The organism is Vibrio genomosp. F6 (assembly GCF_005146325.1).
Classification (GTDB): Bacteria; Pseudomonadota; Gammaproteobacteria; order Enterobacterales; family Vibrionaceae; genus Vibrio; species Vibrio cortegadensis.
Genome location: NZ_SYUT01000010.1, coordinates 241445 through 255809, shown reverse-complemented (window position 1 = coordinate 255809; position 14365 = coordinate 241445). Strand labels below are relative to the sequence as shown.

General features: G+C 41.5%; 11 protein-coding genes. 6 read left to right on the top strand and 5 right to left on the bottom strand.

Annotated features, from left to right (window positions below; genetic code table 11):
- The first annotated feature begins 406 nt into the window (after positions 1-406).
- From FCV43_RS01710 to FCV43_RS01700, 3 genes are all read left to right on the top strand, one after another.
- Positions 407-706 carry a hypothetical protein gene (locus FCV43_RS01710; RefSeq protein ID WP_136993830.1) on the top strand — a complete coding sequence of 100 codons (300 nt, stop codon included), beginning with the start codon at positions 407-409 and terminating at the stop codon, positions 704-706.
- A 311-nt stretch (positions 707-1017) separates the two neighbouring features.
- A complete protein-coding gene (locus FCV43_RS01705; RefSeq protein ID WP_170961581.1) occupies positions 1018-2538 on the top strand; it encodes an HD domain-containing phosphohydrolase in 1521 nt (506 codons plus the stop codon).
- A gap of 231 nt (positions 2539-2769) precedes the next feature.
- Positions 2770-3963, top strand: a complete 1194-nt coding sequence (locus FCV43_RS01700) for an amino acid aminotransferase (RefSeq protein WP_136993828.1) — start codon at positions 2770-2772, stop codon at positions 3961-3963.
- 93 nt (positions 3964-4056) lie between these two features.
- Here the strand turns inward: FCV43_RS01700 and FCV43_RS01695 are convergent, their stop codons facing one another.
- A complete protein-coding gene (locus tag FCV43_RS01695; RefSeq protein ID WP_136993827.1) occupies positions 4057-4689 on the bottom strand; it encodes a porin family protein in 633 nt (210 codons plus the stop codon).
- Between the two features lie 182 nt (positions 4690-4871).
- Between FCV43_RS01695 and FCV43_RS01690 the strand changes: the two genes are divergently transcribed.
- Positions 4872-6761, top strand: coding sequence for a putative nucleotidyltransferase substrate binding domain-containing protein (locus FCV43_RS01690; RefSeq protein WP_017053944.1), 1890 nt, complete (start codon positions 4872-4874; stop codon positions 6759-6761).
- Positions 6762-6767: 6 nt separating this feature from the next.
- Positions 6768-7487: a 3'-5' exonuclease gene (locus tag FCV43_RS01685; protein WP_017053945.1), complete on the top strand. Its 720-nt coding sequence runs from the start codon at positions 6768-6770 to the stop codon at positions 7485-7487.
- A gap of 146 nt (positions 7488-7633) precedes the next feature.
- On the opposite strand, the gene FCV43_RS01680 is transcribed toward FCV43_RS01685, so the two are convergent.
- Positions 7634-9517, bottom strand: a complete 1884-nt coding sequence (locus FCV43_RS01680) for a methyl-accepting chemotaxis protein (RefSeq protein ID WP_113797273.1) — start codon at positions 9515-9517, stop codon at positions 7634-7636.
- A gap of 239 nt (positions 9518-9756) precedes the next feature.
- Positions 9757-11328, bottom strand: coding sequence for a BCCT family transporter (locus FCV43_RS01675; RefSeq protein WP_136993826.1), 1572 nt, complete (start codon positions 11326-11328; stop codon positions 9757-9759).
- 392 nt (positions 11329-11720) lie between these two features.
- Between FCV43_RS01675 and FCV43_RS01670 the strand changes: the two genes are divergently transcribed.
- A complete protein-coding gene (locus FCV43_RS01670) occupies positions 11721-12197 on the top strand; it encodes a MarR family winged helix-turn-helix transcriptional regulator (RefSeq protein WP_017053948.1) in 477 nt (158 codons plus the stop codon).
- Positions 12198-12248: 51 nt separating this feature from the next.
- Here the strand turns inward: FCV43_RS01670 and FCV43_RS01665 are convergent, their stop codons facing one another.
- A complete protein-coding gene (locus FCV43_RS01665) occupies positions 12249-12890 on the bottom strand; it encodes a response regulator (protein ID WP_136993825.1) in 642 nt (213 codons plus the stop codon).
- 3 nt (positions 12891-12893) lie between these two features.
- Positions 12894-14243, bottom strand: a complete 1350-nt coding sequence (locus FCV43_RS01660) for a cache domain-containing protein (RefSeq protein WP_017053950.1) — start codon at positions 14241-14243, stop codon at positions 12894-12896.
- Positions 14244-14365: the final 122 nt, after the last annotated feature.

The following is a 14365-nucleotide window of genomic DNA, read 5'->3' as shown; positions in this document are numbered from 1 at the left end:
TTAGCTTTTAGCTTTTAGCAAAGTATAAGTATGTAACCAACACATTGGTGCATAAAAATTTAAGCTCACTCTCACTTCAAGAGTGAGCTTTTTATTATCTCTTTTTTAATATGATAAGCGGTCATAACGAGTCTCTCCTCGTAATGTTTTACTCTGAAACTCCGCTTCACCTTTATTCAACTGGTTTAATTTAAAATCTATCTTTGCATATAGTTAGCCAATATCACTTCCATACCTGAAACGTTAGACTTCACATTTATTTTAAAATCATCAGTGACGTTTGCACGAAATAGGCAGATACTGAGATCGACCTCACTTTTATTCTTCAACTCTTTGCTACATTACTAATGTAACTATTTGATCCTCGGGAATACCGATCTACCCATAACAATAATTCGAGAAGAACATGAAAAAATTAGACACAGAAAATTTGGAATATAAAGGTGAAACAAACGGTGTTCACAGCTGGTTATCATCGACAGGTCAACCCTATTACTGGCACCCAGATTGGTTAAACATTGCTGAAGATGCAACAGGCTCTCACCCTAAACAGCCAATTGAATGCGATAAAGAAGAGACACCAACTAAGAAGCACGCTATTTCAGCGATTCTAAAACATATGAACACATGGGCGGCAGACAAACTGTCTAAGAACCCTGATGTAGAGGCTCAAGCGATTGAATCTCAGCTAAACCTTAAAAAATAGTTATAAAGCCCCAACAGCACAGATGTTGGGGTTAATTTTATGTGCATTTCCTCAGAGAACACTCCCCCAGCAAGCAACACACTGATTACGTCGTCCATAACACCATCAGACACCATTAAAAAAATAATGTCCCGAGTACACATGTTAAAATTGTGTATTTATAATTTGTATCATTAATTGAAATCTATAGATAAAATAGACGGTCTTTATTATTTGTCGGTTGACATTTCGCAATAGTAATCACTTTTTTCTCATTGATTACATTACGCAATGAACAATAAATTTTAGCAGTTATGTTCAAAGGGCTTATCATGAAACAATCTGTCTACAATGCGTCTTTAACATTAAAACTATATGTTGTGGCCGCTTTTTTGTTTGGGATCTATGGCGGACGCGTTTGTCCTATGCTGGAAACATTAAGCGCCACAGAAGTAATGATTCATACCAGCACCGTTTTCACGATTACTTTTTTAATCCGTCACTTTCTATTGAACAATCATTCATTAGTAAAAGAGATGAAGTTTGCTCAACTGGATACCACTCTATTTTTCTTCGCCAGCCTACCCTTTGCTGCGTTTTATAATCTCAATAACGACTTCCCATTAGACAGTAATTTAAAAGTGCTATTCGGCATGACACTGTTTGGATTCTTTACGGGGACAATATTGCAGCTGGTCGCAAAAATAGATCAGCTAGATAAAGTCGATGAACACCAACCTAATCAATTTCAGTTGCAGGGAGAGCGTCAGTCCATCATCCGCCAAATGATTACTTTAGTCGTATTACTGTTAGCCACCCTAACGACTATGCTCACTATGGTTGCGGTTAAGGATATTTTCTGGCTTGAACACAACCCTGCACGGGTTTTGGATGGTTCAGGTCAGATCAGCGTGATCAAAGAGTTTATCTATATTTCGGCAATACTTGGTGGTTACGCCGTTGCCATCATGATGCTGTGGACCAAGTTGATGAAAAAAGTACTTTTAAGCCAAGAGTGCTCTTTACTGCAAGTCACCCAAGGTAAAATAAACACGCGCTTACCCGTATTTGCTCATGATGAACTAGGCTCAATGGCGTCACTAACTAATACCATGTTAGACACACTTCAACTTAGCCAAAATGAAGTAAAAACAACCAGAGACGTCGCAATCGTCAGCCTTTCCGCACTTGCAGAGTCACGAGATAATGAAACAGGGGCGCACATACTCCGCACACAAGAGTATGTTAAAGCTCTGGCTGAACAACTGAGTCTTTCTCCTCAGCACGCGACACTACTTACGCCGAATTATATCGAGCTACTGTACAAGTCAGCGCCACTACATGACGTGGGTAAAGTGGGGATCCCAGATAATGTTCTACTCAAACCGGGTAAATTAACATTTGATGAGTTCGAGATAATGAAAGGACACCCACAGATCGGAGCGGATGCGCTTTCTATTGCAGAGAAGCAACTTGGCACCAGCTCATTTTTACGAGTGGCAAAAGAGATTTCGCTCACTCACCACGAAAAATGGGACGGAAGTGGTTATCCAAACCAGTTAGGTGGCGAAGATATCCCACTTTCAGGCCGTCTAATGGCGCTTGCTGATGTTTATGACGCTTTAATCTCCAAGCGAGTCTACAAGCCCGCATTCAGCCACGATAAAGCCAAAGCCATTATTCTAGAGGGCTCTAATACCCATTTTGATCCTGATGTTGTTGAAGCATTCCTAGCGATAGAGGCTCGATTTATCAGCATTGCTGCTCAGTACACAGATTCAGCGGATACCCCAACCGACGAACAACCGATGACGGATACTAAACTAGATAAGCCAAGCCTGATAACAACTTAGCAGCTTCGCTAACCATCACGGGTTAAATGTTACACACAACAACAATTAATCAGCACTCTAGTGAACAAAAACTAGAGTGTTTTTTTATGAAAACACCCTCTCCTGCCATTTTTCACGTCAAAACTGATTTTTTTTACTTTTTCTTTTCTATTGTTATTGTCAGGTAAAATCCTTACAGGTATAAATACTGGAGTGATTAATATTCTCCCTTCAATTACATGGATGACGATTATGTTTGAAAAAGTTGCAGCAGCTCCCGCAGACCCTATTCTTGGACTTACTGAAGAGTTTAAGAAGGATACTCGCCCTGAAAAAATTAACCTAGGCGTTGGGATTTACAAAAATGAGAGTGGTGAGACGCCTGTTTTAAAAACGGTAAAAAAAGCAGAAGCAGCACTGCTAGAAAAAGAGAAGACTAAGTCATACCTCACCATTGAAGGGACAGCAGAATACGGACTTGCTGTACAAAAACTTCTTTTTGGCGATGATGCATCTATTGTGAGCGAGAAACGCGCAAAAACAGCACAAGCCCCTGGTGGTACTGGTGCTCTACGCGTTGCTGGTGAGTTCATTAAGCGCCAATTGGGTAGCGACGTTAAAATCTGGATCAGTAACCCAACATGGGCGAACCACAATGGTGTATTTAGCGCCGCTGGCATTCAAACTGCGCAATATTCTTACTATGACGCTGAATCAAAAAATAAAGATTTTGCCGCAATGATCGCTGATCTTGAACAAGCATCAAAAGGCGACATTGTTTTACTTCACGGTTGCTGTCATAACCCTACTGGCATTGACCCTACCGCTGACGAGTGGGAAATCCTTGCAAAACTGGTTGCTGAAAAAGAGCTGCTTCCACTGTTTGATTTCGCATACCAAGGCTTTTCAAAAGGCGTTGAAGAGGATGCTGCAGGTTTACGTACATTCGCAAAATACAATGACGAAATCCTTGTCGCAAGCTCATTCTCAAAGAACTTCGGCTTATACAATGAACGCGTTGGCGCATTCACTTTAGTCGCAAAATCATCGGATGTTGCTACGACTGCATTCTCTCAAGTAAAAAGCATCATCCGCTCAATTTACTCAAACCCACCCGCTCACGGTAGCGCTGTCGTGACTCATATTCTTGGTGACCAAGATCTTCGCGCAGAATGGGAATCGGAAGTAGCAGAGATGCGTGATCGTATTCAAGAGATGCGTGAACTCTTTGTTGCGACACTTAAAGCAGAAGGTGTCGATGCAGACTTCAGCTTTATTGAGCGTCAGAACGGTATGTTCTCTTTTTCAGGGCTGACAAAAGCACAAGTAACGCGTTTAAAAGATGAGTTCGCTATTTACATTGTTGGCTCTGGCCGTATCAGTGTTGCAGGCATGACAAAATCAAACATGAGTCCACTATGTAAAGGTATTTCTGCTGTACTTTAATTGTTTTGATTAACTGCTGTTTTGATTAACATCTTAAAAAGACCAGATCTCGATCTGGTCTTTTTTATTGCGATTAAGATAAACATTGGGCGTTTAATACAGCACTCTAAATGAAACTCCCGCTTCATTGCTGTAGTGACTATTCGCTTTGCGGTATGTATAAAATCCCCCAAGCGCAATGGCTGATGTTATATAGTGATTCACTTCTAACCGAGTGATATTTTCATCAATCCAATCGCTACGATTGAATTCGGCCGCCAGTCTACCTTCTGTTTTTTCAGTAAATGCATAGTTCAAATAGAGTGAGCCGGCATACACAAATTCAGATTCAGAATAGAGCGTCTTATCTATCGATTCCAAGGTCTCTTTTGCTTTTATTGCCCCAACCTGAGCCACGGTGACAAGGTCTAAATCTTCTCTCAATTTGAATCGATAACCACCGCCCGCAAGCAAGGTATCAATTCTTAAATCCGTACTTTTAAGGTTTACAAATCGAGCCGAATAATCGACCGCGACAAGCCAATGCTCTGTCACAAGTCCGTTTCCACCTAAGTTCCATGTTGTTACATTAGAGTTCCCCCCAATGTCGCTATCAAAGCTACCTGAACTTACCGTTGCGTAGAGGTAATCGTATTTTGTCGGTGTATCATAAATTGAATCCTGCTCTTGCGCATGGCTAAAGAATGAGGAAACGACAAGGCCGATTAATAGCACTCTTCTAAACATATAAAACCCCTCTTTTAAACACCAATTGACATTGTTTGACTCGATATCTCATTGAATACTAGTCTATTAAATCAAATTATGAGAAGAAGCAAATCACGATTTGGAAAACTGTCTGACAAATAGTTTAAATGCTGTAACATGGTCTATTCTTCTTATGTATATCTATTTGGACGTGTTTAAATATGGAAGCTGAATTACTCGAAATACAAAATTTTCTGGCACAATATCCCCCATTCAACGAACTCCCAGAAGACGTCCTCACTAAAGTTACCCAAAACGTTGAGATTTCCTATTATCGCCAAGATACGCCTATCATACATTTAGGCGATCATATTAATGACCTCTATATCGTTCGCAGCGGGGTCGTGGAAGTATATCGACGTAAAGGAGAGCTTTATAACCGCTTAGATCAAGGCGACTTGTTTGGACAAATGGGCCTACTGACCAACAATAAAGTCCGTTTCCCAGTAAAAGCGATTGAAGACACCCTAGTGTACTGCCTCTCAGAAGAGATATTCCAAGAACTGTATGAAAACCACGATTCCTTTGCAGACTTTGTCGAAGTAGAAGATAACGCGCGTTTGAGACAGGCTAACTCAGAAAGTAATGATGCCAATGATCTGACAACGTCTAAAGTGCGAACCTTGTTGAGCCGTGAAGCCCCAACAATTCAAAAGCATCAAACCATACAACAAGCCGCAATAATGATGGCAGAAGAGAACATATCGTCGCTACTGATTATCGACCCCGAAATCATTCAAGACGACGAAGATGATAACTCACCAGTTATTGGTATTATCACCGACCGAGATCTCTGCACTCGAGTGCTTGCTGAAGGTTTAGACCCAAGTGATGATGTGTCCACAGTGATGACCACCGAAGTTATCTCTCTGGATCATAATGCCTATGTATACGAGGCGATGCTCACCATGCTTCGTTATAACGTGCACCACTTACCGGTTTTAAAAGACAAGAAACCTATTGGTATCATTGAAGCGACTGATATTGTCCGTTATGAATCCCAAAACTCTCTGTTACTCGTAAGCAGTATTTTCCAGCAACAAAGTGTTGAAGAGTTAGTATCACTCTCTGAGCAAGTGAAAGACAGCTTTGTCCGTTTAGTAAATGAGGATGCGAACTCTCACATGGTCGGAACGGCGATGTCAGTCATTGGTCGTAGCTTCAAACAACGCATTATCGAACTGGCAGAAGAAACACTTGGCAGCGCCCCAATTCCCTATTGCTTTCTTGCTCTTGGCTCTATGGGCCGAGATGAACAGCTTATTGTTACCGATCAAGATAACGCGATTATCCTTGATGAAAGCTATGACGATGAAAAACATAATGCCTACTTTGAGGCGTTCTCTAAATTCATCTGTGATGGTCTAGATAAATGTGGGTATAGCTACTGCACGGGCGATATCATGGCGACCAACAAAATGTGGCGCATGACTCGTTCTGAGTGGGAAGCATGCTTTGCCGATTGGATTGATGATCCAAACCCTAAAGCTCTGCTCAATGCCTCTATCTTTTTTGATCTAGATGGTATCTATGGGCGCTTAAAGTGGGCGGAACAACTCAATAGTTTTATTGTTCGTAGAGCAAGAAAAAACAACCGTTTCTTAGCATGTCTTGCGCGTAATGCTCTCAACCGCACGCCTCCTTTGGGCTTTTTCAAAGACTTCGTAATGGAAAAAGATGGCAGACATAATAACTCGATCAACTTAAAACGCCGTGGTACTGCTCCACTTGCCGATCTTGTTCGTGTTCATGCTCTTGCGGTTGGCTCCCGTTCCCAAAACTCATTCGAGCGATTGGATGACATTATTGATGCTGGCATCCTTCCGAAAGGACGAGCTCAAGATTTGAAAGATGCAATGGAGTTCATCTACATGGTAAGGATTCGACACCAAGCGTTGGACGTTGAGAACAAAATTGAGCCAGATAACAATATCGAACCTGAAAACCTATCTGACTTTGAGCGCCGTAATCTAAAGGATGCTTTCCAAATTTTGAGTAATGCACAGAATTTCTTGAAATTCCGCTACCAAGCAAGCAACAGTTTCAAGTAGGTCGTTATGATTATTAAAGCACTACAACAACCAAGCATCGACTGGCAAATGAAGTTTTCAAAGAAACTGATACAAGCCAGAGATCACCGACTTCAATCTTTTTATAGCAAGATACTACCAAGCCCGGATACGCCAATCTCTGAAATTGAATTCTTGGCTGTGGATTTTGAAACAACCGGGTTAGATCCTAAAAAAGATGGCATTATAACGATTGGAGTCGTGCCATTTACTCTAAATCGTATCTGTTTAAGCCGAGCGAAGCATTGGACGGTTCGACCTAAGCAGAAGCTAGAAGAAGAGTCAGTTGTGATCCATGGCATCACGCATAATGATATTTTGGGTGCACCTGATTTTTCTGAAGTGATTGACGAAGTGCTTGATGCACTTTCAGGAAAAATAATGGTCGTGCATTATCGACGCATTGAGCGTGAGTTTTTAGATCAGGCTTTAAAGGCTCGTATCAATGAAGGTATCATTTTCCCTGTGCTCGATACTCTGCAAATAGAATCCGATCTACAGAATAAAATTTCTGGCGGCTTATGGAATAAGTTAAAAGGTAAGAAACCTGGCTCTGTGCGTCTGGGGAAAAGCCGAACTCGCTATGGGCTACCTGTTTATACGCCGCACCATGCTCTGACGGATGCTATCGCTACCGCTGAGCTGCTACAGGCTCAAATTGCCCATCATTTTGATCCTAACCAACCAATACGAGACTTTTGGCTTTAACTCCCTTTCCTTAATTTAATGGTCAGCTGCGGTTTAGCTTGATTGCCAATAGTTGAGACAACATTTTCGCTAACATCAAGATCAAAAAAAGGAGCTTAATTTTAAGCTCCTTTTTACTCTTACTTTCACTTTATAGCTTTATAGCTTTATAGCTTAAACTGGCTGATCTCTGTCTCTAGTTCAAATGACAAATCAGAGAGTTTAGCAGCTTGCGTTGCTGCATCTTGTGCTTCAGTCGCTAGCTCATTTGATACATCACGAATACCTTGAGTATTACGAGTGATCTCAGATGTCACTGAGGCTTGCTCTTCAGCGGCAGAAGCGATCTGCGTAGCCATATCACTAATACGCTCAACTGCTGTGTGAATTTGAGTCAAACTAACTGCGGCAGAGTTTGCATCATCAACACTTGTATCAGCAAGCATACGGCTGTCATCCATAATTGAAACCGCTTTCGTTGTAGTACTTTGAAGCATCTCAATCGTCTGCTGAATCTCTTGCGTTGACGCATGAGTACGCTGGCTTAAAACACGAACCTCATCCGCAACAACAGCAAAACCACGACCTTGTTCGCCTGCACGAGCCGCTTCAATCGCAGCATTCAGTGCTAGCAAGTTCGTTTGCTCCGCAATACCTTGAATGGTAGACAGAATCGTATTGATGCTGTTTCCGTGCGCTTCAAGCTCTTGAATAACATTCGTCGCCACTTGCACTTCTTGAGCTAAGTTTTGGATTGAGCCTTGTGTTTGTGTCACTTGGTTAGAACCATGTTCACACGCACCTACCGCTTCAGAAGAGTTTTGAGCCGTATTATCAGCATTTCCTGCAATTTCTTGAGTCGCCGCAGCCATTTCATTTACAGCAGTCGCGACCATATTGATCTCGTCTTGTTGTAGTTGAATACGAGCACTACGTTCTTCAGCTTGAGAAGCGGTTAACTTCGCTTGCTCTGAAAGAGATGCTGATACTTCACTTAACTTGGTAACCATTGAGTGCATGTTACCCACAAACTTATTGAAGTTCGTTGCAAGCTGGCCTACTTCATCATCACTACGTGGTGTTAAACGCTGAGTTAAGTCACCTTCGCCTGATGCGATTTCTTCAAGTGCTTTAGACACACGGCCAAGATCTCGGAATAAAAAGCTCACTAACCAAGAAACTAACAGAATAACGAGTATGGTGATCACTACAGCCGTTGTAATCAGCTGCATCAGCAGAGATGAGTGCCCAGCTTCTTCAGTCGCACGGTCCATCTCAATACCAAAAATCCACTTAGTATTCGGAACGTTCACAAAATATAGAAGCTTCTGCTTACCCTTGTTCTCGATGATTTCGATGCTCTTACTTTGAACGGCTTGCTCAATGCTGTTCATGCTAAGCTCATTAGAAAGCTGGCTTACCGGTTTAAGCAATAAGCTTTTATCTGGGTGCGCTAGGAAGGTGCCGTCGTTTGTATCGATCAGCATTGCGTAAGCATTTTCACCGACTTCTAAACTGATAACGTCATTAATCAATTGGTCAATCAGTACATCGGCCCCAACAACACCAACAAATTTGCCATTTTGATTTACCGGCTCAGCAATGGTCACAAGTAACGCATTGGTGATCGCATCTTGGTAAGCCGTCGTTATGATTTGTTGACCTGCAGAGTTTGCATCTTTGTACCACGGACGTTGACGAGGATCATAACCAGCACGGTTACGTTCAGGATGTGAACGGAACATGCCACCTTCTGGAGTACCTAGGAAAATATCGTCAAAGTTACCCGCTTTACGGGCTTGTTGAAGAAATGGGACAACGTCAGATTCTTCACTAAAGTCGTTAAATGCTGAAGCGATATCTTTACGAATAGTAATCCAGCTTTCTATACCTTCAGAAGCTGCAAACGAAAGGCTTTGTGCTCTTGAATAGATGCCAGTTCGAGTTTGTTCAAATAATTTATCAGCGGACATCCAAGTCAATGCAGTTGCCATCAACACAACTGCCGATAAGCTTGCGCCTATCAACTTCTGTTTAAGAGTAATTTTCATAATTCGAGATCAGCTCATGTAGCCAAAAATAGTTGGCGATAGTAGCTATTTTTTTCACGCTCTGCGAGTGAATTCTCATTTAATTTTAAGCTTTTATTTATCCTTTGATAAAACCATCAAATAACGTCAATTCTGCGTCGACTGTCAAAAAAAAGCGTTACAAAAAAGCCATCAAAATAAAAAAAGGGATGAACATATCGTTCATCCCTTCATCTATTTATTACACAATTATGTGCTTTTTATCGCTTCTCGGTACGCATACCCATCAACAAGCTCACGCACATTAATAACAATATAAATGTGAATGGCAAGGCTGTTGAAATTGCACCCGCTTGAAGAGCTTCAATTGCTTTTGTTCCGCCAACCCACAGTAGAGCAACCGCAATTGCACCTTCCATGAATGCCCAGAACACACGTTGAAGAACTGGTGCATCAACTTTACCACCAGCAGTAATACTATCGATAACTAATGAACCAGAATCTGATGATGTAATGAAGAACACCAATACCAGTACTACAGCAACCACAGATAACAAAGTACCGTACGGTAGAACATCAAACATTTGGAACATAGCTAGTGGAACATCTGTAAGACCTTTCGTACCTAGATCACCAACACCATTTTGTATTTGATCAATCGCCATGCCACCGAACACTGACATCCAAAGAATGGTCACAGTTGTTGGAACAATCAGCACTGCCGTGATGAACTCACGAACCGTACGACCTTTAGAGACACGAGCAATGAACATACCTACGAATGGGGACCATGAAATCCACCAAGCCCAGTAGAATACAGTCCAACCTTGGAACCAAGCTTCATCACTACGACCATGTGGGTTACTTAATGGAATGATATTTTCCACGTAAGCCATCACTGTTGTTGGGATTGAACCGAGTGTCACTGCGTAGCCAATAAGAGCAACAAGAGCCAGTAATACAAATGCGATAATCATGTTGATATTACTGATAACTTTTACACCACCATCAATACCACGGATAACAGAGACAACCGCAAGAAGCGTCACAACGGTAATGACTGCAATTTGTAACCCCATGCCGGCGTCAATACCGAAAACATGGTGAATACCACTTGCCGCTTGCTGTGCACCAAGGCCAAGCGAAGTCGCTAAACCAAATAGAGTTGCTAGCACCGCAAGAATATCAACAATGTGTCCAGCCCAACCCCAAGCTCGGTCACCTAAAATAGGATAGAAGATTGAGCGAATTGATAGCGGTAAGCCTTTATTATAAGTAAAGAAAGCAAGTGAAAGCGCAACGACACCGTAAATAGCCCAAGGGTGAAGACCCCAGTGGTACATAGTCGCACCTAGTGCCAGTTTAGCGGCTTCCGGAGTATTTGCTTCTACCCCGAGTGGCGTTTCATACCAACCGGTATAGTACGCTGCAGGTTCTGCAACACTCCAGAACATCAGGCCGATACCCATACCTGCTGCGAATAACATCGCTAGCCATGAAAGCCATGAATAATCAGCGACCGCGTCCGTACCACCTAAACGAATTTTACCAAATGGTGAAACAATGAGAGCCAAGCAGAAAATAACAAAGATATTACCTGACCAGATGAATAGCCAGTCGAAAGAACCAATGATTTGCCACTTAATTCCATCAAGTGCCGCTTTTGCTGTTTCTGCATCTAAAACTAGTGCAGCAATCAAAAATAGCGCAATGAAACCCGCACTCACGCCGAATACAGGGTTATGAACATCAAAACCCCATTTCTGCACATTATCTTGACCTACTGTATAGTCAGTACTGTCAATACTGTACTTATCTATCCCTTTTTGCATTCTTCCTCACTTCAGCAATCAAATAATTTTTAGTACAACGAGGCATTTAATAAAATAACTCGCACACACTGAAATTTACTTAGATCACTAATATATTTACATTTCAAAAACGTCCATTAGGTTACCATTACTGCCATTAAAAACCTAATAAACAACACAAAACAGTCAGATATCGCCATTTTCCGTTCAATTATCGACCAATAATCGGAAATTTAATTACGGTATTGATCGATATTTCGTTACTTTAATTATTCGAACTCTAAACTTTATTCACTCAATACACTTATGTCGTACACCTCATTAATGAAAACTGATCATTTCACCTCTTTTCATGTAAATCGAATTGATGTAATTTCCCTGATGTCACTCACTCATACATTGGAATTCAGACATTGGATAAGCATGAAGAAGTCTTGGTATCAATCCGCCAAATCATTCGAGCAATTGATCTCCACTCCAAAAAACTAAGCAAAGAATCAGGTTTAACAGGGCCGCAGTTAGTTTTACTTCGAGCTATCAAAGAGCTAGGTAATGTGACAATTAAGCAGTTATCTAATCACACCAATATGAGTCAAGCGACAGCTACTACTATTTTAGATCGCCTAGAGAGAAATGGTTATATCGAGCGTGTACGTAGCCTCGAAGATAAACGTAAAGTTCATGCCAAATTAACTGAATCAGGTACATCTTTACTACAAAGTGCGCCTCTTCCATTACAGGAACATTTCATTAATCGTTTTCAACAGCTTGAAGAGTGGGAACAGAGTTTGCTACTTTCTTCTGTTCAGCGTATCTCATCAATGATGAATGCCGAAGGCTATAACGTCGCCCCTATTCTTGAAATTGGCAGCATTACTAAGCCAGAATAAACCATTTCAAAAAAACATCTTCAAGGTCAGTTTATACACTGACCTTTTTATTTAATTGGATAACCCTTTTTCCAAAGCATACTTAGCTAGTTCCGCTGTGGAGTGAATATCAAGTTTGTGTTTGATGTTTTGCCTGTGAGTCTCAACGGTTCGATAACTGATACCTAAGAGCGTTGCAATTTTCTTACTACTCGCACCTTGAGCGACCAATTTCAGCACGGCCTCTTCACGCCGACTCAAAGGATTGGGCTTTTGAGCACTGGTTTCTATTTGTTGCGTAAACAGTGTTTGAGTGACCGACTCGCAAAAATAGGTAGAGCCTTGATTCACAGTTTTGATCGCCTGAACCATTTTTTCGGCTGAAATCTCTTTGAGCATGTAGCCAACCGCCCCAGTCTGCATCACTTTCATGATGTATTCCCGATTATCATGCATCGTTAGCATCAATATTTTTGCGTCTGGCGATTCTTCGTGAATTAATCTCGTGGCGTCAATTCCATTCATAATTGGCATGCTGATATCCATCAATACCACATCAGGCTTGCACTGTCGGACAACATCAACGGCCTCTAACCCATTACTTGCCGTGCCAATCACTTCAATACCCGTTTCTAACTCTAGCCGAGCCATAAAACCATCAAGTACAACCTGATGATCATCAACGATCACTACTGATATTTTTTTATCATCCATTGATTACACCAATCCATCTAAGTTAAATAGCACCGTTATTTCTGTTCCAAACCCTTGTTCGCTCATAAGCTCAAATTCCCCGCCCATGAACTCTACCCGCTCACGCATATTTCTAAGACCGATTCCTTTTCGGTGAGTGGCTACATTTAGGTTAAACCCTTGCCCATCATCTCTAACAATCAACTGCAACTGGTTTCCAAATTGCTGCAGTATTACCGTCACCTTCTTTGCATGAGCATGCTTCTCGATATTATTCAGTGATTCCTGAACCACTCGATAAAGTGTAGTCGCGACTTCTGATTTGAGCTTTCCTGTCTGAGTTTCAAAGTGAATTTCCGTTTCAATATTTGAGTGAGCTTTGTAGTCTTGTAATAGAGTATTCAACGCCGCTTCTAAGCCAATATCGTCTAGTGCACTTGGCCTTAAGTTATGCGAAATACGTCGAACTTCGGAAATAGCCGTCATCAATGAGTGTTGTGACTTCTCAATATGCAGTGCCAACTTTTTATCATTCAATTTATGCGCTAACAGCTCTAAATGACATTTACTGGAGACAAGCAGTTGGTTTATGCCGTCATGTAACTCTCTGGCTAAGTGCTTCTTTTCATCCTCTTGGAACATGACCGTTTTATGTGCCAACTCTTTTAAATTCTTATCCGCTAAGCGATGTTCATGTAAATTGATCGCTAAGGTTAAAACAATGATCACCGCGACGGTCACCCCAAGAATCGACACAATAGAGAAGAAGGTCGTTTCGATATTTTTATTGATCGCAGCCTGCATATTCGCAACTTCGAGGCTGATATCTTCAATATAGAGCCCCGTACCAATCATCCAATCCCACTTACTTAACCATGCGGCATAACTGAGTTTGGGGACGGTTTCACCCGTTGACGGTTTCTGCCATAAATATTGATGAAAACCGCCGCCACTCTTAGCTTGATGTAACAATTCTGCAATCAGGTAGTCACCATTGAGATCTTGAATATGCAGTAAGTTTTGTCCCACCAATTCAGGCTGAATTGGGTGCACTAAATTAGTACCAAACTCATCGTAGGCAAAAAAGTAGCCATCCGAACCATAACGCAAGCGCGATAATATATCCCGAACCCGTTGCTTAGCTTCGACATCATCAGGAGCTGAATTATTGTAGATGTGTGAAATGGCGTCAGAGGCAATATCGACACTATCTTTCAGTGCGGTTTCTCGCGATTGGATCAAACTCTCGCGGAAGATTTTGATCTCATTCTCACCGAGTGTTTTTGCTTGATGCAGGGTGATCCAGCTAATACTGGCGGTGACCAATATCAACGGAAGTAATGTTAGTAAAATCAATTTAGCTTTTAGAGGCATTCCTTTCCTCACTGGTGATTTTCTTTGTCAGATAAAAGAAAACTGCTTACTACCTTGATAGTAGTAAGCAGTTCTAATGTAACAATTTATTTTCAATCTATAAAAATAAACTCATGTAACCT

Bases quoted from the DNA above. Each gene is read 5' to 3' on its own strand.
- FCV43_RS01710 (WP_136993830.1), top strand. From the start codon at position 407: ATGAAAAAATTAGACACAGAAAATTTGGAATATAAAGGTGAAACAAAC.
- FCV43_RS01705 (WP_170961581.1), top strand. From the start codon at position 1,018: ATGAAACAATCTGTCTACAATGCGTCTTTAACATTAAAACTATATGTT.
- FCV43_RS01700 (WP_136993828.1), top strand. From the start codon at position 2,770: ATGTTTGAAAAAGTTGCAGCAGCTCCCGCAGACCCTATTCTTGGACTT.
- FCV43_RS01695 (WP_136993827.1), bottom strand. From the start codon at position 4,689: ATGTTTAGAAGAGTGCTATTAATCGGCCTTGTCGTTTCCTCATTCTTT.
- FCV43_RS01690 (WP_017053944.1), top strand. From the start codon at position 4,872: ATGGAAGCTGAATTACTCGAAATACAAAATTTTCTGGCACAATATCCC.
- FCV43_RS01685 (WP_017053945.1), top strand. From the start codon at position 6,768: ATGATTATTAAAGCACTACAACAACCAAGCATCGACTGGCAAATGAAG.
- FCV43_RS01680 (WP_113797273.1), bottom strand. From the start codon at position 9,517: ATGAAAATTACTCTTAAACAGAAGTTGATAGGCGCAAGCTTATCGGCA.
- FCV43_RS01675 (WP_136993826.1), bottom strand. From the start codon at position 11,328: ATGCAAAAAGGGATAGATAAGTACAGTATTGACAGTACTGACTATACA.
- FCV43_RS01665 (WP_136993825.1), bottom strand. From the start codon at position 12,890: ATGGATGATAAAAAAATATCAGTAGTGATCGTTGATGATCATCAGGTT.
- FCV43_RS01660 (WP_017053950.1), bottom strand. From the start codon at position 14,243: ATGCCTCTAAAAGCTAAATTGATTTTACTAACATTACTTCCGTTGATA.